This window comes from Pantoea anthophila, from assembly GCF_026104315.1.
GTDB lineage: Bacteria > Pseudomonadota > Gammaproteobacteria > Enterobacterales > Enterobacteriaceae > Pantoea > Pantoea anthophila.
The window spans coordinates 3,565,685-3,586,442 of record NZ_CP110473.1 but is presented as its reverse complement, the minus strand read 5'-3'; the positions used below and the strand labels follow the sequence as shown (position 1 = coordinate 3,586,442).

The 20,758-nt window shown below is 59.6% G+C and carries 18 protein-coding genes; 11 read left to right on the top strand and 7 right to left on the bottom strand.

Translation table 11 applies throughout. The features are described 5' to 3' along the window. The first annotated feature begins 248 nt into the window (after nucleotides 1-248). Nucleotides 249-1,490, top strand: a complete 1,242-nt coding sequence (locus tag OJ965_RS19250; RefSeq protein WP_033736437.1) for an MFS transporter — start codon at nucleotides 249-251, stop codon at nucleotides 1,488-1,490. An 857-nt stretch (nucleotides 1,491-2,347) separates the two neighbouring features. On the opposite strand, the gene OJ965_RS19245 is transcribed toward OJ965_RS19250, so the two are convergent. Next, nucleotides 2,348-3,505 carry a Gfo/Idh/MocA family protein gene (locus OJ965_RS19245; RefSeq protein WP_154928630.1) on the bottom strand — a complete coding sequence of 386 codons (1,158 nt, stop codon included), beginning with the start codon at nucleotides 3,503-3,505 and terminating at the stop codon, nucleotides 2,348-2,350. 271 nt (nucleotides 3,506-3,776) lie between these two features. Here OJ965_RS19245 and OJ965_RS19240 point away from each other — a divergent pair, with 271 nt between their 5' ends. After that, nucleotides 3,777-4,670, top strand: coding sequence for a glucosamine kinase nucleotide-binding domain-containing protein (locus OJ965_RS19240; RefSeq protein WP_058957019.1), 894 nt, complete (start codon nucleotides 3,777-3,779; stop codon nucleotides 4,668-4,670). Between the two features lie 30 nt (nucleotides 4,671-4,700). Further along, entirely contained in the window at nucleotides 4,701-5,816 is a 1,116-nt protein-coding gene (locus OJ965_RS19235) for an ROK family transcriptional regulator (protein WP_009092538.1), read from the top strand. A gap of 56 nt (nucleotides 5,817-5,872) precedes the next feature. Here the strand turns inward: OJ965_RS19235 and OJ965_RS19230 are convergent, their stop codons facing one another. Next, nucleotides 5,873-6,964, bottom strand: coding sequence for an ABC transporter ATP-binding protein (locus OJ965_RS19230; RefSeq protein WP_046101047.1), 1,092 nt, complete (start codon nucleotides 6,962-6,964; stop codon nucleotides 5,873-5,875). Nucleotides 6,965-6,976: 12 nt separating this feature from the next. Next, nucleotides 6,977-7,576: a GNAT family N-acetyltransferase gene (locus OJ965_RS19225; protein ID WP_111208280.1), complete on the bottom strand. Its 600-nt coding sequence runs from the start codon at nucleotides 7,574-7,576 to the stop codon at nucleotides 6,977-6,979. Between the two features lie 550 nt (nucleotides 7,577-8,126). On the opposite strand from OJ965_RS19225, the gene OJ965_RS19220 reads away from it, so the two are divergent. The 4 genes from OJ965_RS19220 (at nucleotide 8,127) to OJ965_RS19205 (ending at nucleotide 12,638) form a co-directional block, all read left to right on the top strand. Continuing rightward, nucleotides 8,127-9,458, top strand: a complete 1,332-nt coding sequence (locus tag OJ965_RS19220; protein WP_046101049.1) for an extracellular solute-binding protein — start codon at nucleotides 8,127-8,129, stop codon at nucleotides 9,456-9,458. Nucleotides 9,459-9,515: 57 nt separating this feature from the next. Then, complete coding sequence (locus tag OJ965_RS19215) at nucleotides 9,516-10,388, top strand: carbohydrate ABC transporter permease (RefSeq protein WP_009092534.1); 873 nt, start codon at nucleotides 9,516-9,518, stop codon at nucleotides 10,386-10,388. After that, nucleotides 10,388-11,203 carry a carbohydrate ABC transporter permease gene (locus OJ965_RS19210; RefSeq protein ID WP_009092533.1) on the top strand — a complete coding sequence of 272 codons (816 nt, stop codon included), beginning with the start codon at nucleotides 10,388-10,390 and terminating at the stop codon, nucleotides 11,201-11,203. Before OJ965_RS19215 ends, OJ965_RS19210 begins: the two co-directional genes overlap by 1 nt. A gap of 103 nt (nucleotides 11,204-11,306) precedes the next feature. After that, the gene (locus OJ965_RS19205) at nucleotides 11,307-12,638 is read left to right on the top strand and encodes a glycoside hydrolase family 28 protein (protein WP_265137492.1); all 1,332 of its coding nucleotides are present in this window, start codon (nucleotides 11,307-11,309) and stop codon (nucleotides 12,636-12,638) included. Nucleotides 12,639-12,691: 53 nt separating this feature from the next. Here OJ965_RS19205 and OJ965_RS19200 read toward each other — a convergent pair whose 3' ends face one another. After that, nucleotides 12,692-13,762 (bottom strand): tartrate dehydrogenase, encoded by a 1,071-nt coding sequence (locus tag OJ965_RS19200; RefSeq protein ID WP_009092530.1) that lies wholly within the window; start codon nucleotides 13,760-13,762, stop codon nucleotides 12,692-12,694. A 64-nt stretch (nucleotides 13,763-13,826) separates the two neighbouring features. Here OJ965_RS19200 and OJ965_RS19195 point away from each other — a divergent pair, with 64 nt between their 5' ends. After that, nucleotides 13,827-14,768 (top strand): LysR family transcriptional regulator, encoded by a 942-nt coding sequence (locus OJ965_RS19195; protein ID WP_009092528.1) that lies wholly within the window; start codon nucleotides 13,827-13,829, stop codon nucleotides 14,766-14,768. A gap of 29 nt (nucleotides 14,769-14,797) precedes the next feature. Here OJ965_RS19195 and OJ965_RS19190 read toward each other — a convergent pair whose 3' ends face one another. From OJ965_RS19190 to OJ965_RS19180, 3 genes are all read right to left on the bottom strand, one after another. Continuing rightward, nucleotides 14,798-15,091, bottom strand: a complete 294-nt coding sequence (locus OJ965_RS19190; protein WP_009092527.1) for a DUF1330 domain-containing protein — start codon at nucleotides 15,089-15,091, stop codon at nucleotides 14,798-14,800. Between the two features lie 11 nt (nucleotides 15,092-15,102). After that, nucleotides 15,103-15,966: a glutathione-dependent disulfide-bond oxidoreductase gene (gene yghU, locus OJ965_RS19185; protein ID WP_009092525.1), complete on the bottom strand. Its 864-nt coding sequence runs from the start codon at nucleotides 15,964-15,966 to the stop codon at nucleotides 15,103-15,105. A gap of 191 nt (nucleotides 15,967-16,157) precedes the next feature. Continuing rightward, entirely contained in the window at nucleotides 16,158-17,036 is an 879-nt protein-coding gene (locus OJ965_RS19180; RefSeq protein ID WP_009092524.1) for a sugar phosphate isomerase/epimerase family protein, read from the bottom strand. Nucleotides 17,037-17,296: 260 nt separating this feature from the next. Here OJ965_RS19180 and OJ965_RS19175 point away from each other — a divergent pair, with 260 nt between their 5' ends. From OJ965_RS19175 to OJ965_RS19165, 3 genes are all read left to right on the top strand, one after another. Beyond that, nucleotides 17,297-18,322 (top strand): LacI family DNA-binding transcriptional regulator, encoded by a 1,026-nt coding sequence (locus tag OJ965_RS19175; RefSeq protein WP_265137485.1) that lies wholly within the window; start codon nucleotides 17,297-17,299, stop codon nucleotides 18,320-18,322. Nucleotides 18,323-18,472: 150 nt separating this feature from the next. Beyond that, a complete protein-coding gene (locus tag OJ965_RS19170) occupies nucleotides 18,473-19,390 on the top strand; it encodes a sugar phosphate isomerase/epimerase (protein WP_265137483.1) in 918 nt (305 codons plus the stop codon). A 10-nt stretch (nucleotides 19,391-19,400) separates the two neighbouring features. Further along, nucleotides 19,401-20,570 carry a Gfo/Idh/MocA family protein gene (locus OJ965_RS19165; protein WP_140922736.1) on the top strand — a complete coding sequence of 390 codons (1,170 nt, stop codon included), beginning with the start codon at nucleotides 19,401-19,403 and terminating at the stop codon, nucleotides 20,568-20,570. Nucleotides 20,571-20,758: the final 188 nt, after the last annotated feature.

Here is a 20,758-nt window from a genome sequence, read left to right as displayed (position 1 = left end):
AGCAATAATTCCTTTGGCGTCTGATGATGACGTGGAATATATTCAATAGTCGGGACCAATAGGCTGGTAATAATCAGGAGAGATTTTTCAGGCCCGGCATGGACAGGAAGGCGATTTATCGCCGGGAGCAGCAGAGGGGAAATCATCGCGATTATACTTCATCCGCTCTGTTATCTGACGTTCCTCATCGACCGCACAAATAACACCGCGCAACGACGCGGGACGGCTCATCAAATTTGGGATAAGACATGGGATTTATGGCATCGGCAGCGGAAGAGCCGCTGTGGCGACATCGGGCATTCGTCGCCTTCTGGCTGGCCCGAACCTGTTCATCGTTTGGTTTTCAGATGTTTTCGGTGGCGATCAGCTGGCAGATCTATGCGCTGACCGACAGCGCGATGGCGTTAGGGATGATCGGCTTAATGCAGTTTCTGCCGTCGGTGTTGCTGGCGCTGCCTGCAGGGCATCTGGCGGATCAGTATGACCGGCGGCGTATCGTGCTGTTCGGTCAACTGGTGGAATTTGCTGCGCTGCTGGCATTAGTGGTGCTTACCTTATTCTCTACCGCCGATCGGGTTACGCTCTGGGGTCTGGTATTTATGATTGCGGTGGCGAAAGCGCTGGAGTGGCCTTCGATGTCCTCAATGCTGCCGTCGCTGGTGCCGCCCGCGATTCTGGCGCGGGCGATGGCGATGAACTCGGTGGGCGGCGAGGCGGCGGTTATCGTCGGACCGACGCTGGGCGGGCTGCTTTATGTCGCGGGACCGCATGTGGTGTATGGCGTGTCTGCGCTGTTTTATCTGATTTCGCTGACGCTGGTGAGTCTGCTGCGCTATGAGCGCCCGTTGCAGCCGCGCCTGCCGATGAACATGAAGAATCTGTTTGCCGGGATTCACTTTATCCGCGAACGCAAAGATGTGCTGGGCGTGATTTCGCTCGATCTCTTTGCCGTCCTGCTGGGTGGCGCGACCGCGCTGCTGCCCATTTTTGCCAAAGATATTCTGCATACCGGGCCGTGGGGATTGGGGATGCTGCGGGGCGCGCCCTCTGTGGGGGCGCTGCTGGTCGGCATCTGGCTGAGCCGGCATAAGCTGGATAAGCATGTCGGGATGATTATGTTTGGTTCGGTGGCGGGCTTTGGTGTTGCCACGCTGGTGTTCGCGCTCTCGACACAGCTGTGGCTGTCGCTGCTCGCGCTGTGTGCGCTGGGCGGTTTCGATATGGTCAGTATGGTGATTCGCGGTGCGCTGGTGCAGCTGGATACGCCGGATGCGATGCGCGGGCGGGTGAATGCAGTGAACGCCATTTTCATCAATACGTCGAATCAGCTGGGTGAGTTTGAGTCGGGGATGCTGGCAGCATGGATGGGCGCAGCCCCGGCGGCGGCGATTGGAGGGATCGGTACGCTGGTGGTGGTGGCCCTGTGGATGAAGTTGTTTCCGCATCTGCGGCGGCGGCAGAAGCTGGAGAATGAGGGGGATGCGGTCTGACCCAGGGCAGCTGTATGCGCTTGTGATGCCCGGATCAGGCTCAGGAAGGTTATCGCGGGTAACCTGAGCGCAGGCTTCAGGGAGCATATGTCCTCCGCAAAGACGCAAAAACGCCCTCCCTGGCAGGCTCAGCGCGGGCCATCCGTGGCCCGCTATGCTTTGCTACAGACATATGCTCCCTTCGCTTCACATCCGGCAGCCGCTTCCCGTTTCAGGAAGGTCGCTGCAGGCACATCCCGCGCAGGCTTCAGGGAGCCTGCGTCTTCCGCAAAGTCGCCCGCCATATCGGTTGCTGAGGGTAGTGAATCTTTTTACGCTTGATAAAACCCCTCTGAAAACGGAGCAATTTCTGAGTGCAATCGAGAATCTTTAGAGTCATCAGAAAAGTCATTTCTGAGTTATCAGGGGCGGTTGTGATCAGCGCCGTAGTGCCGGGCATGTTCATTGCCATCTTTGCGAATGAAGGGATTATGCGCGTACTCGCCCCCTTGCTCGTTTTTCTCGCTGGACTGGTTCTTTACGGGTTAGCCTGGATGATTTCATCTAAAGAAGATCGGAAATAGGCCACGCAAAACGCCTGACCAGCAGGCAGCAGCGACTACCGCTCATCAACATGGGTTCAATCGTTGCTCTGCAGCCTGCGTGAGCAACACCCTGTCGATTATTCTCATACCGGAAGAGGCCATTTAAAGGCGTTTTCTTGCGTCTGTTGCTGACATAAGGCGGCAGGCCTGAAGGGGAATAATGCCTGTCACCTGAGAAGTAACTGGCCCGAAGGCCAGTTCAGCAGAGTACCAGTCAGAGAGCCAGTAACAAGCCGGGGACGGCGGGGGAGGCCGCCCCTGAGGCTGGGGCCGTCAGGCCCCGGATTTTCCCAGGTTGGCGTCAAATGTCAGCCAGCTTTCACGCATGTCCACTACGCTGCGGGTTTTGCGTGCCTCATCGATTTTGATGGCGGTGAGGCCCGCTTCCAGCGCGTCCACCACTGAGACTTTCAGCGGTGTTCCCTGTTTAATATGTTTGACGATCTCTTCAGCCATCAGCGCATCCGCGCCGTAATGGCCATCATAAGCGTTGCCGCTGTAGGCGGTATCGACCTCTTTCTCACCGCTGCGGGCGTTGTGCACCCGGAAGTAGTTACGCACAAAGTCGCCTTCCGCCATGCCGTCAGTGCCCATGACGCAGAAACGGCGGAACTCATCCGGCACGTTCAGGTTGGCGTGGAAGGCGAGGGTGGCTCCCCCCTCATACTCAATCAGCGCGGTCTGGTAGTCGACAATGTCAGCATCGCTGTCGAAGACCGCATCTGTGCTGGACCAGCCGCTGGGTTTGACGTGATAGAGCTCCGACTCAGGGGTGATCGCCCCCTGCGGGGCATGAGCCGGGGTAAAGGATTTCCGGCCACCAAAGCTGGCGACGTGAGTCGGACGCCGCTGCAGCAGGCCCTGATAGAGGTCGATGTCGTGGCAGCACTTCTCCAGAATATAGGGACCGGCAAACTTCTCCAGCCGTCGCCAGTCGCGCTGGAAGAAGGCACCGTGATAAGGCTTGATGTGTTCGGTTGCCTCAATTGAGGTGATTTCGCCCAGCTGGCCCGCATCGCGCGCAGCCAGCAGATCGTGATAAAGCGGTGAATAGCGCAGCACCAGCCCGACCAGAATGCGCGCCTCGCCATACTGACGCACCAGCTTTGCCATCGCCATGGTCTGCTCTTCATTAATTACCACCGGCTTTTCGGTAAAGACGGTATAGCCTGCCGCCAGCGCCTGACCCACATGCTCCAGATGCAGAAAGTTGGGTGAACCCACCAGCACCACATCCATTCCGCCGTGAGCCAGCAGGGCGTCCACAGACGCAAAAGCCTGGCCGGGCGCAATACCAAAGCTGTGCAGATTCGGCAATCCGGCGGGGGCCGGATCGTAATAGCCCACGACGGAAAAGCTGTCGTCAGCTTTGCTGAACTCTTTCATGACGTGGGACAGACGAAAGCCGAGACCGATAATGCCTACTTTCATGGTAAACCCCTGCTCCTGAGATCGGATGATGCAAAGCCCGCCAGCGGTCGGGCGCGGCTGCTGATAATCTGACCATCAACTTATTACGGCAGAAAAAGTAATGTCAACATCGCACTGCACGTTTTGCGGGGTGTGTTTTTGTTATATTTATGTAAATTAAGGAAAAATAATCAGGATGTTTTTACCATATTTATTTGTTATTGCGATTTAAGTTTTTTTATCCTATCGTTCGCTCATTATGGCTATAACCCTTAATCAGGGAAGGAAGCGCGTGCAACCACACTATCTTCTTGGCATCGATGGCGGCGGAACGCAGTGTCGCGCGCGCTTAACCGATCGGCAGGGCCGCCTGCTGGCAGAAAGCACCGGTGGACCCGCCAATGTCTGGTCAGATTATGATGCGGCCCTGACCTGTGTCGGGCAGCTGACTGAACAGGTATTTATCCAGGCGGGACTCACCGCAGAGGCGCTGGCACAGACCGCGCTGGTGGCGGGGCTGGCCGGCGCTAACGTCGCCTCAGTGCAGGCGCGCCTCGCAAGCTGGCAGCCCGCCTGCGCGGCGTTGCAGGTGGTCAGCGATGTGGAGATCGCCTGCGCGGGCGCGCACGGTGGCGAGCCTGGGGCGGTCTTTATCATCGGCACCGGCAGTCAGGGCGCCGCCTGGGATGGCGAACGCTTTACGCTGCTTGGCGGCTGGGGCTTTGCCCTCTCCGATCAGGGATCGGGGGCGGAGCTGGGCCGTCGCGCGCTGCGTCTGGCGCTGCTGGCGCATGAGTCGATCATTCCGCACGGCTCCCTGACCCGCCAGCTGATGGCGCAGTTCGGCGACAGCCCGGAAACCATGCTGCTCTGGACGCGCACGGCGGTGCCTGCTGACTGGGCCCGCGTGGTGCCACAGATTTTTGCAGCCGCCGACGCGGGTGACAGCCACGCTCGGGAGCTGCTGCAACAGACCGCCGCCGATATCGGCCTGATGGTGCGACGCCTGATCGCCGTGAGCAGCGGGCCGGTGGCGCTGATGGGCGGCGTGGCCGCACCGATTCAGCGCTGGCTGGAAGAAGATATTCAGGCCCGGCTGGTGGTGCCGCAGGGCGATGCCCTGAGCGGGGCGCTGACCCTGGCGCAGCAGCTGACGCCTGCCGATTACCGATCTCAAGCGGGCTGAGCTGCCTCAGCCCGATAACCCGAGGAATCTATGACCGCTCCCAACGTAACCGCGCGCATTCTGCGGTTGATTGTCGAAAATGCGCCAATCAGCCAGTCAGATCTGAAAGTTCGCAGCGGACTGAGCATGTCGACCGTCTCACAGGCAACCAACCGCCTGCTGACGCAGGAGATTGTGCAGGAGCTGGGGCTGCGTCGCGTGTCGATGGGACGGCCAAAAACCCTGCTGGGGCTCAACCCCGACCGCGCCAGCGTGATTGGGATTCAGCTCAATGCGGAACGCAACCTGATCGTCATGACCGATCTCAGCGGCAATCTGCTGGGTGAACAGCAGATGCCAAAAGGCACGCTGACGCCGCGCCAGCTTGGCGATGCGCTGGCGAAATTTCTGCGCGGCGTGGAGGAGAAGCGGGTGGGGGCCATTGGTCTGGCGCTGTCGGGGCTGGTCGATGCTGAAAACGGCTATTGCATCCGCTCCAAGGTGCTGGGCTGGGATAACGTTCCGATTGCGCGCCTGCTTGAAGAGCGCTTCTCGCTGCCGGTCTTTATCGAAAACGACGCCAACGCCATGGCCATGGCCGCGCTGGTGTTTGGTCAGCTCGGCAATGCGCAGTCGGCGGTGATCGCCACCTACGGCAAAGGGATTGGCGCGGGGATCATCCTTAATCGTCAGCTCTATCGCGGTCGTCACGGCAAGGCGGGCGAGATTGGTAACGGGCTGGTGGGCGACGGTTCGCTGCGCCTGCTGGAAGATGTCGCCTCCTCGCGCGCCATTCTGCAGCGGGTGGCGGAGCAGGATGCGGAGGGCGTGACGCTGCAGGCGCTGGATCAGCGGCCCACGCCAGAGGTGCTGGCGGCGCTGGAAGAGGCGGGACGTGAACTGGGCATTTCGCTGGCGAACCTGTCGGTGGCCTACGATCCGGATGTGGTCTATCTGGCGATGGAGCCGCACATGGCGTCACGCATTCTGCTCGATCACATCACCCAGAGTTTCCAGGCCTACCGGCTGAAACTGACGCCACAGATGACGCCGCTGCAGTTTCTGACGGAATCGAACCGGATGTGGGCGCTGGGCGCGGCGGGATTTGCCGTTAACCGCTTGCTCGATCTGCTGGCAGCCCAGGCCGACGAAGAGCCGGTCACCTGAGTTAACACTCGAATAAAAACGGGCGCTAAGCGCCCGTTTTTGTTTCCGCGCTTCTCCTAGCGCAGGCGCAGACCCTGCTCATCAAACAGCAGGCAGTGCGCGGCAGAGATGCCCAGTTCCACCTGCGCACCGAGATCGCGCGGGGTGGCCTCACGCTCTTCCACCACCAGCATCTGTTCACGTCCGATATCCAGGTAGAGATAGTTGGTGTGACCCAGCATCTCGCCATAGGCCAGCTCGCCGTGAAAACGCAGGGCGTCCGGCGTCTGCGCGGCAGGCTGGAAATGCTCGGGACGGATGCCCAGTGTGACGGTCTGGCCCTCGCGGCAGGCAGCCGCAAGGGGCATGACCAGCCCCTCAATCTTCAGCTCCGGCACCCGCAGCTGCACTTCACCTTCGCCCGTCGCGCTGATTTCGGCGCGCAGAAAGTTCATCTTCGGCGATCCGATAAACCCGGCGACAAACAGATTATCCGGGTCGTGATAGAGCGTCAGCGGCGCGCCGACCTGTTCAATCCTGCCCTGACGCAGCACCACGATGCGGTCAGCCAGGGTCATTGCCTCCAGCTGATCGTGGGTGACATAAATCATGGTGTTACCGAGTGAGGCGTGCAGGCGGGCGATCTCGATCCGCATCTGCAGACGCAGTTCGGCATCCAGGTTGGAGAGCGGTTCATCGAACAGGAAAATACGCGGATGACGAATGATGGCGCGGCCAATCGCCACGCGCTGCCGCTGTCCGCCAGAAAGCGCACGCGGCAGGCGGTCGAGCAGTTCCGTCAGGTGCAGCCGTGCTGCCGTCTGCGCAATAGCCTGGTTGATCTCCGCTTTCGACTTTTTCATGACCTCCAGCGGATAGGCCAGATTGCCGCGCACCGTCATGTTGGGGTAGAGCGCATAGGATTGAAACACCATCGCGATGCCGCGCTCGGTGGCGGGCTGCTGCGTCATATCCTGCCCCTCAATCAGCAGCTGACCGCTGCTGATCTCCTCCAGCCCGGCGATCATCCGTAACAGCGTCGATTTGCCGCAGCCGGAAGGGCCGACAAACACCACAAATTCGCCGCTGTTGATCGTCAGATCGATGCCATGAATGACATTGACGTGCTCATACGACTTCTTCACATTCTGCAAGCGCAGGCTGGTCATCGGCTACCTCACTCAGAGTAACTGGCCCATGTAGATGGCATTACTGCGCAGGATAGGGGTGAACCCCATACGCGTATAGAAGGCGCACACCTGCTCGTTCTGCAGGCTGACGCCAAGATGGACACCGCTGACCCCGGCGGCCCGCAGCGCCGCCAGCTCATGCTCAATCATCCGGCGGCCCCAGCCCCCTTTCTGGGCGGCAGGCAGCAGGTTGATATGCAGATGCGCGGGCCAGCGGGTCACCAGCGTCTCCGCGGCCTGATCGGGCTGGCGGATGGCGTCGAGCACTTTACTGTCGAGCGGGGCGCTGGCGCTGCGGTCGCGATATTTCTCCTGCAGTTGCGGCCACCATTCGGCGTCGAGCTGATCCTCAAACGCGCGGGTGTCAGGCACGGCCACAACGTAACCCTGCACCTCACCGTCACGCTCCAGCACAAAGGCGAAGTCAGGCGCAAACCGCGCGTAGGGCACGGCAAAACGCTGGCCGGGATAGTCGGGATCGGAGTAGAGCGCGCGGGCATCGCCACCGGCATCCGCTGTTTCCAGGCAGATACGGTAGAGCGCCGGGAAGTCCGCCGGCGTGGCCGGACGAATGACACCTTGATTCGCCATGGTGAATTCTCATGAGTGAGTGAAACGGTCAGGGAGTAAACAGATCCACAGGATAAAGTTACGTTAATGAATGTGGACTTAGTTTTCAAGATAGAATAATTCCCTTATCGCACTAACGCTGACGGTTAATCAATCTTTCACTGCGTCATGATGCACAACTGTGATCGCCAGCACGCCCGCAGGGCGGCGGCTGGCGGCAGATGCGGCGCCGGTAAAAAGAGAAAAGTGTGAGCGTGATAGGATTTTCGTATGGTTTATCAGGGTGTTATTTTGTCATTATAGCCTGGCGATCTCCTGCTGTAAAAAGCGCGCGGGGCACGCTGCCGCCGCGGTTAACAGGCGTCAGACCAGCGTGATGTGCTGATATTCACGCCGAATTGCTGTTTATTTGCGCGCGCTCACAGCGTTGCAATTCCCGCGGCAGGTTGTTTGACTTTATTTTTTTATTAAAGTAAGTATGAATCAGTGTGTTTGTGTGCGGCTTCAGCCTGCAGGATGTCAGGCGGTGAGATGCAGGGATGCCGATTCTGGTCTGAAGAAGGTGAGCATAATGTCTGTTTCCTCCGTTCGTTCGTTCCGAATTCGCAATGTGGGTCGGCTGCTGGCAGCGGGCCTGCTGGCAGGCAGCGTCTCGCAGGCCGCCCACGCCGCCGTGACCCTCAATGAGTGGGATATCTACAACTATCCGCAGCAGACCGCCGCGGTGGATGAGGGGATCAAAGAGTTCTCTCAGCAGAATCCCGGCATTGTTATCAACCGCTCGGTGCACTCCTTTGAAGATACCCGCATCCCGCTTAAGCTGGCGCTGACCGCCGGTGACGGTCCGCAGATTGCGCAGGTCAACCAGGGCGGCGGGGATATGGGCTCGCTGGTTAAAGATAAGCTGCTGCTGCCGCTCGACAGCTACGCAGCCAGCTATGGCTGGACGACCCGTTTTCCGGACTCGATTCTGAAACGTAACCGCTGGTCAGACAGCGGTGAATTTGGCAGTGGCAAACTCTACGGCATCGCCAGCCTGGGGGAGATGGTCGGACTCTATTACAACAAAGCGCTGCTGGATAAAGCGGGCATTCCGGTGCCGAAAACGCTGGCAGAGCTGGAAAGCGCCATGGCGAAGCTCAAAGCGCAGGGCACCGCGCCGATGATGCTGGGGCTGCTGGACGGCAACATGGGCCAGCAGCTGCTCAGCACCCTGTGGCAGGCCCAGATCGAGAGCCGTGACCGCAAGACGCTGGATAACCTGATTTACGATGTGGGCGGCACCTTCAGGGACAGCAAGCTGGTCAACGCCGCCACCATGATGAAGAGCTGGACCGACAAAGGCTACTTCTTCCCCGGCTTCCAGGGCATTGGCCATGACGATGCCGCCACCCTGTTCCAGAACGGTCAGGCGGCGTTTCTGGTCAGTGGCACCTGGTACCTCGGCCAGTTCAAAGACAACAAAGATATTCACTTCGCGGCGATGCCTGCCGGTGAAGGTGTGAAGCAGCCGCTGATGGTGGGGGGCACCGATCTGGCGTTCTCCATCACCAGCACCGCCAAAGGCAAAGATCAGCAGGAGGGTGCGGCGAAGTTCATCAACTATATGGTCTCTGATGCCATGGCGAACCGCTGGCTGAAGGTCGGTTTCCTGCCCGCCAGTACTAACAAAGCGGCCACGATGCCGGCGGACAATCCGCTGCTGGCCGAAGCGTATCAGGTCTGGCTGACGCTCAATGAGTATGACGGTTTAGGTCATTACGTGGACTGGGCGACCCCGACCATGAATGCCGAGCTGAATCAGAATGTCCAGCTGCTGCTGGCGGGCCGTCAGACTGCCGATCAGATGGTGGTCAACTTTGATAACAACTATCAGCGTTACCTGAAAACCCTGAAACACTAAGCCGGAGGCCCGGCGAAGCGCCGGGCCTGAGCACTGTTCTGAGTCACGAGTAGGGTTATGTTGAATTTAAGCGGCTGGCGTAATTTTCTCTATGTGCTGCCTGCGGTGCTGGTCTATGCGGTATTTCTGCTCTTTCCGCTGCTGGCCTCGCTGGGCATCAGTTTTACCGAATGGGACGGCACCTCACTGCCGGTGTTCAGCGGCATCAGTAACTATATGCGGATGTTCAGCGATCCCGTCTTCTGGATTGCGCTGGGCAATAACGCCATCCTGATGCTGTTCTATACCCTGTTGCCTATCGGCGTTGGCCTGCTGCTGTGCAGTTTTCTCTATGAGACGCGCAACAACAAGGAACGCAGCGTGCTGCGCATTCTCTTTTTCCTGCCCTACATCATGCCGATGGCCGTGCTGGGGGTCGTGTGGCGCTGGCTCTATAACCCGGCGTTTGGCCCGATCGATCAGATACTGCGCGCCGTCGGTCTGCCGCAGCTGGCCCTGTCGTGGCTGGGCGATTTTACCTGGGCGCTGCCCGCGGTCGGTCTGGTCGCCACCTGGTACTTCTTCGGCTTCTGTCTGGTGCTGTTTATGGCGGGCCTGCAGCGTATGGACCCCTCCCTGCTGGAGGCGGCCGACCTGGATGGGTCGTCGCGCCGTCAGAAGTTTATGCGCATCACGCTGCCGGGTCTGCGACCCGAGCTGCGGATTGCCCTGCTGCTGACGGTGATCGCCAGTCTCAAAGCCTTCGACCTGGTCTATGTCATGACCCAGGGCGGGCCGGGCACCTCCACCATGGTCACCAACATCTTTATGTATAAGCAGGGCTTTGATCTGCACTACTTTGGCTATGCCTCGTCAGTGGCGGTGTTCAGTATGATCATTGTTCTGGGGATTAACTACCTGATCCATCTGGCCTTAAGGGAGCGTTACTGATGCGAAGCACGCCGGTCATTTCACGCGCGCTGATCTGGATCGTGGCGCTGATGACGATTCTGCCGTTTCTGATGGCGCTGATGACCTCATTCAAAACCCAGATGGAGCTGTTTCAGGGCGTCTTTACGCTGCCCGCCTCGCTTAATTTTAAAAATTACCTGACCGCGTGGCAGCAGGGACACTTCAGCGTCTACTTCCTTAACTCTGTGCTGGTGGTGATCCCGGTGGTGCTGTTCAGCGTGCTGCTGGGTATTCTGGCCGGATTTGGCTTTGCCTGGCTGAAGATCCCCGGCAAAAAGGTGATAGCCGCGATGCTGGCGCTGGGTATGGTGCTGCCGAGTGAGGCCTTTATCATTCCGCTCTATCACGAGCTGCGCTGGATGGGGCTGACCAACACCTATCTGGCGCTGATCCTGCCGCAGATTGCCCTGTCGCTGCCCTTTACCACGCTGATGATTGCCAGCGCCTTTCAGCAGGTGCCGAAAGAGCTGGTGGAGGCGGCGGTGATGGATGGCGCGTCGCGGGTCAAAATCCTGTGGGGCATTCTGGTGCCCGCTATCTGGCCGACTCTCTCCACGCTAGGGCTGCTGCTGTTTATCTGGACCTGGAATGAGTTCCTGATCCCGCTGATTCTGGTGAACAAAGATGAGCTGCGGACGCTGCCGATTGGCATGATGTTTTTCCAGAATAAAAATACCATCGACATTCCGGTGCTGATGGCGGGGGCGATGATTGTGATCATGCCGCTGATTCTGGTGTTCCTGATTTTCCAGCGCAAATTTATCAGCGGCGTGACGGAAGGGGCCGTGAAGTAATCTGTGACAGCCCGCACGAAACGGCGAACTGGCGGCCAGACAAAGGTTTGCTGCGCCGTTTCGTGCTGCAATTTTTCCTCCTCAAACCTGCGGGAGACGCACCATGCACCTTTCCCTTGCTGATTTTCATCCTGCCGCCGACGGCGAAACCCCGGACACCGCGGTGCTGCAGCGCGCCCTTGACCAGATTGCGGCGGCCGGCGGCGGCCGTCTGACACTGCCTGCCGGACGCTATCGCAGCGGCTGCCTGAATCTGCCCTCAGACATTGAGCTGCATCTCGACGCGGGTGCGGTGCTGATCGCCAGCCAGCAGCTGGCTGACTATCAGGCGGTGCAGGCGCTGAGCTGCGCGGAGAAATCCCACAACGTGCTGCTCTATGCGCTGGGCCAGCGCAATATCACCCTCAGCGGCACCGGCCGCATTGATGGTGAGGGTGACGCCTGGTTTGCCGCTGAGCGGGATGCGCAGGGCTATCGCCTGCCGCACGCTGACCGGCCACGCCTGATTGTGTTTGAAGATTGTGAGCAGGTGACGCTGACCGGCTTTACGCTGGTCCAGGCACCGATGTGGACGGTCCATCTGGTGAGCTGCCGCCATGTGCATATCGATCACCTCACCATCGACAACGCCATGACGATGCCCAACACCGATGCGCTGGATATCGACAGCTGCGAAGCGGTGTTTGTCAGCAACAGCTATTTCAGCGCCGCCGACGATGCCATCTGTATCAAAACCACCCATAAACCTGCCGCACTGCGGCGGCCGGCGCGGCAGATTATGATCACCAACTGCCTGCTGCGCAGCTACAGCTGCGCCCTGAAGATTGGCACCGAAACCTGGGACGATGTGGAAGATGTCACGGTAACCGGCTGCACCATTTTTGATTCGAACCGGGGGATTGGCATTCTGTCGCGCGACGGCGGCGCCATGCGGCGTCTGCTGTTCAGCAATCTGACGTTTGCCTGTCACCACGCGCCGCCCTGTCACTGGGGCAAAGCCGATCCGCTGCATATTTCGGTACGCCGCCGCGATCCCGCCATCACACCCGGCGTCGTGGAGCAGGTGCAGTTCAGTACCATAACCGGCGTGGCCGAGGGGGCGATTAACCTGCATGCGGCAGAACCGGGCTGGATACGCGATGTGGTTATCAGCCAGATCCAGATGCAGCAGGCGGTGGCGTCATTGCCCCAGGGGCACTACGACGTACGGCCGCCCTGCAACCCGGACGCCCCGACCGGCATGGGCCTGGATAACGCCTACCGGGTTGACCCGGCATCCGGAGAAGCATTTGGGGTTGAGCCCTATCCCGGCGGGCTGCCGGGGCTGTTTGCGCGCGGCGTAGAGAACCTGCACCTGCATAACCTGAACATCGTGCGGCCGGATCCCTTACCCGCAGGGTGGCATCCGGCGATGGTCGTCCGGTTACCGGAATAAACGGCGCGGTGGTGAGAGGGCTGCCGCCGGGGGCGGGCGGCAGCGTGATTCACTTACAGTGCGGCGGCGATGGCCGCCCCCAGCTCTTCTGTACTGGCGCAGCCACCGAGGTCACGCGTCAGGTGCTCACCCGCCGCCAGCGTGCGTTCAATGGCGTCCAGAACCGCTTCGCCTGCCGCCTTGTAGCCGAGATGCTCCAGCATCATCGCGCCGCACCAGATCTGGCCGATGGGATTGGCAATGCCTTTACCGGCGATGTCGGGCGCGGAGCCATGAACCGGCTCAAACAGGCTGGGAAAGAGACCCTCCGGGTTGATGTTGGCGGAGGGGGCAATGCCGATGGTGCCGGTACAGGCCGGGCCAAGGTCAGAGAGGATATCGCCAAACAGGTTGCTGGCGACGACCACATCGAACCAGTCCGGGTGCAGCACGAAGTTGGCGGTGAGAATATCAATGTGATACTTATCGACGCGAACCTCCGGAAACTGGCCGGACATCGCGTCGACACGGCTGTCCCAGTAAGGCATGGTGATGGCGATGCCGTTGGATTTGGTGGCCGAGGTCAGATGTTTCTTCGGCCGGCTCTGCGCCAGCTGATAGGCAAACTTCAGAATGCGATCGACGCCGGTGCGCGTCATCACCGTCTCCTGAATCACCACTTCACGATCGGTGCCGGGGAACATGGTGCCCCCCACGCTGGAGTACTCGCCCTCGGTGTTTTCGCGCACCACATAGAAGTCGATATCGCCCGGCTGGCGATTGGCCAGCGGCGCTTTGACGCCGGGCATCAGGCGCACCGGACGCAGGTTGACGTACTGGTCGAACTCGCGGCGGAACTGTAACAGCGACCCCCACAGGGAGACGTGGTCAGGCACCACCTCCGGCCAGCCGACGGCGCCAAAGTAGATGGCATCGAAGGTTTTCAGCTGCGGGAACCAGTCGTCAGGCAGCATTTTGCCGTGCTGCTGCCAGTACTCAGCGCTGGCGTAATCAAACCACTCCCAGCGCAGCGGAATGTTAAATTTTTCGGCGGCGGCATTCATCACGCGGACGCCTTCCGGCATCACTTCTTTACCGATACCGTCGCCGGGGATCACGGCAATACGATGGATTTTCTCAGTCACAGGGCACCTTTCTGGTTGATGTTCGAATTGTGACCGCAGTATAACTGTCGCTTCCGGGGAAATAATGAGTCTGAAGCGCAAACCAGTGTTGAATAAAAGTAGAGAATCCCGCACCTCCACCGATGACCTGGCCTTCTTTGTTCGCCTGGCCGGGCTGGAGAGCCTGACCGCAGCGGCACGTGAGCTGGGCCTGTCGCTGGCGGCCGTCAGCAAACGTCTGAGCCAGCTGGAGCAGCGTCTGGGCGTGCAGCTGCTGCGCCGCACCACGCGACGGCTGGAGCTGACGCCGGAAGGCCACCGTTATCTGGCTGGTGCCCGCCCGCTGCTGGATCAGCTGGTGGCGCTGGAAGAGGCGGTCAGCGGTGAAACCGCTCAGCTGCGCGGCTCGCTGAATATCAACGCTTCATTCGGGTTTGGCCGTCGCCATATCGCGCCGTGCGTCTCCGCCTTTGCCGCGCTGCATCCGCAGCTTGCGCTGTCTCTGCACCTCAGCAGCCAGCCGCTGAATTTTCTCGATGCGCACATCGATATCGATATTCGCGTCGGTGAGCCGCCCGACTCGCGGCTGGTGGCGCGTAAGCTGCGAACCAATCCGCGTATTCTCTGCTGTTCACCCGCTTATGCTGCCCGGCACGGCCTGCCTGCGACGGTCAGCGAGCTGGCGGAACACAACTGCATTTTACTGCGTCAGCACGACAGCGATTTTACCCTGTGGCGACTGACCCGCGGTGAGCAGAGCATCAGCCAGAAGGTGCGCGGCAGCCTGATGACCAACGATGGCGAAGTGGCGATGCGGCTGGCGATGGATGGGCATGGCATTCTGCTGCGTTCCTGGTGGGATGCGCAGCACAGCCTCGCGGCGGGGGATCTGCTGCCGGTGTTGCCTGAATGGCAGGCACCCGATGGCGACATTTTTGCGGTCTGGCAGGCGCAGCGTCAGCTTCCGGCACGCGTGACGGCGTTCGTGGCGTTTCTGCAGCAGACGCTGCAGAAGGTGGAGGCGTAAAAAAGGCGGCATCGCTGCCGCCCTGCGTGTTATTTGTCGATGCCCTGCACCAGCACCACGCGATAGTTCGCCCCTTTCAGACGGTGCGCTTTGGCAGCCTGGTATTCCGGGCTGTCATACCAGGCGTGCGCTGCTTCGCGGGTCGGGAATTCCAGAATCACCACGCCTTCCGCTTCCGGACCTTCCAGCGTTTCCAGCGCGCCATAAAAGGCGAGCGGATTGATCGGATGATCGCCGCGTGCCTGGCCCGCTTTCTCAGAATAGGTGTTCATTTCGTCCTGGTTCAGGGTGTTATCACGAATAAATACGACGTATGCACTCACAGGTTAGCTCCTTACGCTTTTTTATCCTGGGTCTGGGTATCGAAGTCAGCAGCATCATGACGCTCATGCAGCTGATCGGCCGGGTCGCCCATGACACGATTGACCTTGCGGCCACGAATAACAGCGGGACGCTGCGCGATCTCTTTCGCCCAGCGCACCACATTTTTATAGGACTGCACATCCAGGAATTCCGCCGCGCCATACTGGTCATTCAGCACCATGTTGCCGTACCACGGCCAGGTGGCGATGTCAGCGATGGTGTAATCCTCACCGGCCAGATAGCGATGATCCGCCAGCTGGCGATCCAGCACGTCGAGCTGACGCTTCGCTTCCAGCGTGAAGCGGTTGATGGCGTACTCAATTTTTTCCGGCGCATAGTGATAGAAATGACCAAAACCGCCACCGAGGTAAGGCGCAGAGCCCTGCAGCCAGAAGAGCCAGTTCAGGGTTTCAGTGCGGCCGGCGATATCTTTTGGCAGGAAGTAGCCATACTTTTCCGCCAGGTAAAGCAGGATATTGCCCGACTCGAACACCCGCAGCGGCGGGGTGACGGAGTGATCGCTCAGCGCCGGGATTTTTGAGTTCGGATTCACGTCCACAAACCCGCTGGAGAACTGATCCCCGTCGCCAATACGGATCAGCCAGGCATCATATTCTGCGTCGTTAACGTTCAGCGCCAGCAGCTCTTCCAGCAGGATCGTCACTTTCTGACCGTTCGGCGTGCCGAGTGAGTAGAGCTGTAAAGGGTGTTTACCGACCGGCAGCGCTTTTTCATGTGTAGGACCCGCGAACGGACGATTAGTTTTCGCGCCGTTGCCTTTGGCTTCAGGATCCCAGTTCCAGACTGTTGCAGGCTGATATGCATTTTCCGACATAATAAACGTTCGCCTCGTGGTGTGATGTTTGTCTGGAGTGTAGCAGGTGCTGAAAAGGCGGTTTAACTCTGCTGGCTGCGTGAGGACGCGCGGCAACCCGTTGATGTCAGGGAGGCCGGGAAGGTGGAAAAAGGAAAAGCGGGGCGGTTATCGCCCCGGAGGATCACTGCCGGGCTGCATGGCTGCGGGGATCAGAGCAGTTCGCGCTCAATCCGTTCGCGGGTTTCAATGGCCTGAACTGACATCTTTTCCGGGTAGCCAAACAGCGAGGCCGCGATGATCGGCTCTCCGCCAACTTTGTAACGGCGTGTGGCAAAGCCGGTGTCGCGCAGGGTCTGGAAGAGAGTGTCGAAATCGACCTCACCTTCACCAACACCGACGTGCTGATGAATAGTGGCATCGACGCCTGGCGGATTGACGATGTAGCGGCAGTGGCGGGTGTGGTTCATGGTGTCGGCAATCAGCATATGGGAGAGGTCGTCTCCGGCGTACTCCAGCATCGGTTTCACATCGCCTTTGCCTTTGTCATAGAAGAAGGTGTGCGGCGCACTGTAGATATACTTCACGTTATCGCTGCGGAACGACTTTACGATATCCACGGTTTCGTTGTTCTCTTCGCAGAAATCCCACGGATGCGCCTGAATTTCGACGCGTATTCCTTCTCGTTCGAGGATCGGCAGCAGCTCCTCCATCGAGCGATAGAACATCTCTTCGCAGATTTCCGGCTCGTTTGGTGTGCCGGAGAGTTCGGTATTGATCACCGGTACTCCCATCTCAACCGCGATCTCAATCATCCGCTTCCAGTTCTTCACCGCCGCCTGACGACGCAGCTCATCCGGGCCGGACCAGCGATAGACGACGATAAACGAGGAGATCGCCAGGCCAGTCGCACGCAGCGCATTTTTATATTCGGTGATGATTTCGCGGCTGGCTTTGGGATGTTTATAAAACGGGTTGATCTGTGGATGCGGCGACTGTTCGATATATTGATATCCCCAGTCGGCGACCTGATGAACCATACGGGTGATGCCCAGCTCTTTAATCACATCCACATCAAAAGCGATTTTCATCTCTCTGCTCCGGCAAGGTTGAAGGAACGGTTCCTGAGTGAAGAGGACGCCTGTCTGCGCGCCGCTTTCGCACAAGCCTTTCACCGGTTTTAGCAAATGACTGTTTTAAAGAGAACGCAGAAAGAAATGGATGTTTCATTTTTGCGAAAGCGATCAACTTTGAGTGAGGTTTTCTATCAAATAAATGAGAGAAAAAGAGCGTGCCGGGATAGAGTGTTACCGTCAGTCACCACAACAGAGCGTGAAGAGGGAGAAACAGGATGCCAAAAGTGACGATGACCGCCGTTGCCCAGGCGGCGGGCGTGGGGGTAGCCACGGTGGATCGGGTGCTGAACCGTCGCGCACCGGTGCGCAGCGCCACAGAGCAGAAGGTGATGGCGGCCGCCAGATCGCTGGGCTATCAGCTGACACAGGCCCACAGCCAGCATATCGCGTCGCCCGCCGCGCAGGCGTTACGCTTTGGCTTTATCCTGCTGCCCGCGCGCTATTCGCTCTATCAGCAGCTGGGCGAAGCGCTGAAACAGCAGGCGGAACAGCAGCAGCCTGCAGGCAGTGAACCGGTCTTCTGCTGGCATGATATTCATGACGTGGAGGCGGTTGCCCGTTCAGTGCGGCAGCTGGCGCAGTGCTGCGACGTGATCGCGCTGGTGGCGCTGGATCATCCGCTGATTCGTCACGCGATTCAGGATGTTTCGCGGCTCGGCGTGCGGGTTTACGCCCTGTTCTCCGACTTCTCCGCCTGCGAACATGCAGGCTTTATCGGCATCGACAGCCAGAAGGCGGGCCGCACTGCCGCCTGGATGGCCCGCCACCTGCTGCACCGGCCAGGGTGTGTCGGCGTGCTGATCGGCGACCATCGCTTTACCTGTCAGGAGAGCAGCGAAATCAGTTTTCGCTCCTCCCTGCGGGAGTCGGGCATCAGCCAGCGCGTGCTGGAGCCGCTGAAAACGCACGAGACGGCAGAGGGGGGCTACCAGGCCACCCGGGCGCTGCTGGAGAGTCATGACGATCTGGTCATGATTTATGCCCCCTGCGGCGGCATTGAGGGCGTGGTGCAGGCGCTGCGTGAGAGCGGACGCACGCAGATCGACCTGGTGTGCCACGGCCCGCTGCCCGGCGACGAGCTGGCGCTGATTGACGGCACCATCACGCTGATGCTGCGCCATCGTATTGAGGCGATGGCCGAAGCGGTGGTCTCGGCCTGTCTGAACGGGCGGCTGGAGCCGCGGGATCACTTTGCGCAGATTACCGTGCCCTTTGAGATTGTGACGCGGGAAAACCTGTAGAAATAAGGTGTTAGCTTTTTAATGATAGAAATCTATCATTTAATGCAATTTTTAAAAGCGATCTCTATCAAAAAATGAAACTTTCATCGTTGTCTGAGATGAAACGTTTGTTTGATACTGCCGGCAGTTCTTACTGCAGAGGCAGACACGATGACCTTTCACATTGCTAATGCGCCCTGTAGCTGGGGCGTGGACGATCCCGCCAATCCCTGGCTGCCACCCTGGCAGAAAGTCCTGACCGAGGCCGCGCAGGCGGGCTATCCGGCCATCGAACTGGGGCCGTGGGGCTACCTGCCCACCGATCCGGCTGAGCTGACCCGGCAACTCGATGCGCATCAGCTTTCGCTGGTGGCGGGCACGATCTTTGACGATCTGGTCAGTGAGGCTCATTTCCCCACGCTGGTGACGCTGACCCACAACCTCTGCCGCACGCTCGCCCGTGTCCCGACAGCAGCGAAAACCCCGGGAGCCAGCGCGCCCTATCTGGTGATTATCGACTTCGGCAATCCGGAACGGGCGAAATATGCCGGTCAGTCAGAGAAGGCCCCCCGGCTCTCCGCAGATGCGTGGCAGCGCATGATGCAGCACATCACCATTCTGAGCGACATTGCCTGGCGGGAGTATGGCGTGCGGCCGGTGATCCATCCGCACGCGGGTGGCTGCATCGAATTCGCCGATGAGCTGGCGCAGCTGGTCAGGGATATTCCGCATCAGGTCGCGGGGCTGTGCCTGGATACCGGCCACCTCTGTTACGCCGGGATGGACCCGGTGGCGGCGCTGCAAAAGTACTGGACGCGCATCGACTATCTCCATTTTAAAGATGTGAATCTGCGGGTCTGGCAGGACGCCATCACGCGCGGAGTCGACTTCTTCACCGCCTGCGCGGAGGGCGTCATGTGCCCGCTGGGCCAGGGCGCAATCGACTATCCGGCCGTGCATGCGCTGCTGAGGGAACGCCATTACCGCGGCTGGATCACCATTGAACAGGAGCGTGACCCACGCCATGCCGACACCAGCCTGCGCGATGTGAAAGCCAGCCTGGACTATCTCCGATCAACAGGATTCTGAGGGCAACAGCATGATTAACGGAAAAAAAGCGGCTAATCGCTCACTGCGCTGGGGGATGATCGGCGGCGGCGGCACCAGCCAGATCGGCTACATCCACCGTTCGGCGGCGCAGCGTGACGGTAACTTCACGCTGCTGGCGGGCGCATTCGATATTGATGCCGGGCGCGGACGCGAGTTTGGTCAGGCGCTGGGCGTGGCGCCCGATCGCTGCTATCCCGATTACGCCAGCCTCTTCGCCGGCGAGGCTGCGCGGGAAGAGGGGATTGAAGCGGTGTCCATCGCCACGCCAAACAACACCCACTTTGCCATCTGTCGGGCAGCGCTGAATGCCGGACTGCATGTGGTGTGTGAGAAGCCGCTCTGTTTTACGGTCGATGAGGCCGATGAGCTCGAGCAGCTCAGCCGGGAGAAGCAGAAGATTGTTGGCGTCACCTACGGCTACGCCGGACATCAGCTGATCCATCAGGCCAGAGAGATGATCGCGGCAGGGGCGCTGGGCGAGATTCGCATTGTGAACATGCAGTTTGCTCACGGTTTCCATAATGAGGCGGTGGAGCTGCAGAGTGAAAGTACCCGCTGGCGGGTAGACCCGCGTTTTGTCGGGCCGAGCTATGTATTAGGCGATCTGGCCACGCATCCGCTGTTTATCGCCGAAACCATGCTGCCGCAGCTGAAGATGACGCGGCTGCTCTGTGCGCGCCAGAGCTTTGTTGCCTCGCGCGCGCCGCTGGAGGATAACGCTTTTGTGATGATGGAGTATGACAACGGCGCGGTCGGCACGCTCTGGGCCTCGGCGGTCAATGCCGGTTCCATGCACGGGCAGAAGATTCGCGTCGTTGGCGCGAAAGCCAGCCTGGAGTGGTGGGATGAGCAGCCCAACCAGCTGCGCTATGAAGTGCAGGGCGAGCCGGTGCGGATTCTGGAGCGTGGCATGGGCTATCTCACCCCGCGCGCGCTGGAAGAGGATCGCATCGGCGGCGGGCATCCGGAGGGGCTGTTTGAGGCCTGGTCAAATCTCTATCGCCGCTTCGCGCTGGCGATGGACGCCACCGATCGCCGCGACACCGCTTTCCTGCAGGATTTCTGGTATCCCGATGTGCATGCCGGGTTAACCGGCGTGCGCTGGGTCGCGCAGTGCGTGAAATCGGCAGATGCCGGGGCGGTGTGGGTGGAAGGATAAGGGCGTGATAAACAAAACCTCAACCCGCCAGAGACGGGTTGAGGAAAGCGGCGTCATCTGCGAGTACACCGCACTACCGCTGACATTTTAATTATCACCCGTTGAAAAGGGCCGTAACAGGCAGGACAAAAAACATCCTGACCAGATAATTGCATCCACACGACATTATCAACTTTTTATCCCGGATG

What these genes read in the sequence shown, in the direction of transcription:
- OJ965_RS19250 (WP_033736437.1), top strand. Translation starts at nt 249, where the DNA reads ATGGGATTTATGGCATCGGCAGCGGAAGAGCCGCTGTGGCGACATCGG.
- OJ965_RS19245 (WP_154928630.1), bottom strand. Translation starts at nt 3,505, where the DNA reads ATGAAAGTAGGCATTATCGGTCTCGGCTTTCGTCTGTCCCACGTCATG.
- OJ965_RS19235 (WP_009092538.1), top strand. Translation starts at nt 4,701, where the DNA reads ATGACCGCTCCCAACGTAACCGCGCGCATTCTGCGGTTGATTGTCGAA.
- OJ965_RS19230 (WP_046101047.1), bottom strand. Translation starts at nt 6,964, where the DNA reads ATGACCAGCCTGCGCTTGCAGAATGTGAAGAAGTCGTATGAGCACGTC.
- OJ965_RS19225 (WP_111208280.1), bottom strand. Translation starts at nt 7,576, where the DNA reads ATGGCGAATCAAGGTGTCATTCGTCCGGCCACGCCGGCGGACTTCCCG.
- OJ965_RS19220 (WP_046101049.1), top strand. Translation starts at nt 8,127, where the DNA reads ATGTCTGTTTCCTCCGTTCGTTCGTTCCGAATTCGCAATGTGGGTCGG.
- OJ965_RS19215 (WP_009092534.1), top strand. Translation starts at nt 9,516, where the DNA reads ATGTTGAATTTAAGCGGCTGGCGTAATTTTCTCTATGTGCTGCCTGCG.
- OJ965_RS19210 (WP_009092533.1), top strand. Translation starts at nt 10,388, where the DNA reads ATGCGAAGCACGCCGGTCATTTCACGCGCGCTGATCTGGATCGTGGCG.
- OJ965_RS19205 (WP_265137492.1), top strand. Translation starts at nt 11,307, where the DNA reads ATGCACCTTTCCCTTGCTGATTTTCATCCTGCCGCCGACGGCGAAACC.
- OJ965_RS19195 (WP_009092528.1), top strand. Translation starts at nt 13,827, where the DNA reads ATGAGTCTGAAGCGCAAACCAGTGTTGAATAAAAGTAGAGAATCCCGC.
- yghU (WP_009092525.1), bottom strand. Translation starts at nt 15,966, where the DNA reads ATGTCGGAAAATGCATATCAGCCTGCAACAGTCTGGAACTGGGATCCT.
- OJ965_RS19180 (WP_009092524.1), bottom strand. Translation starts at nt 17,036, where the DNA reads ATGAAAATCGCTTTTGATGTGGATGTGATTAAAGAGCTGGGCATCACC.
- OJ965_RS19175 (WP_265137485.1), top strand. Translation starts at nt 17,297, where the DNA reads ATGCCAAAAGTGACGATGACCGCCGTTGCCCAGGCGGCGGGCGTGGGG.
- OJ965_RS19170 (WP_265137483.1), top strand. Translation starts at nt 18,473, where the DNA reads ATGACCTTTCACATTGCTAATGCGCCCTGTAGCTGGGGCGTGGACGAT.
- OJ965_RS19165 (WP_140922736.1), top strand. Translation starts at nt 19,401, where the DNA reads ATGATTAACGGAAAAAAAGCGGCTAATCGCTCACTGCGCTGGGGGATG.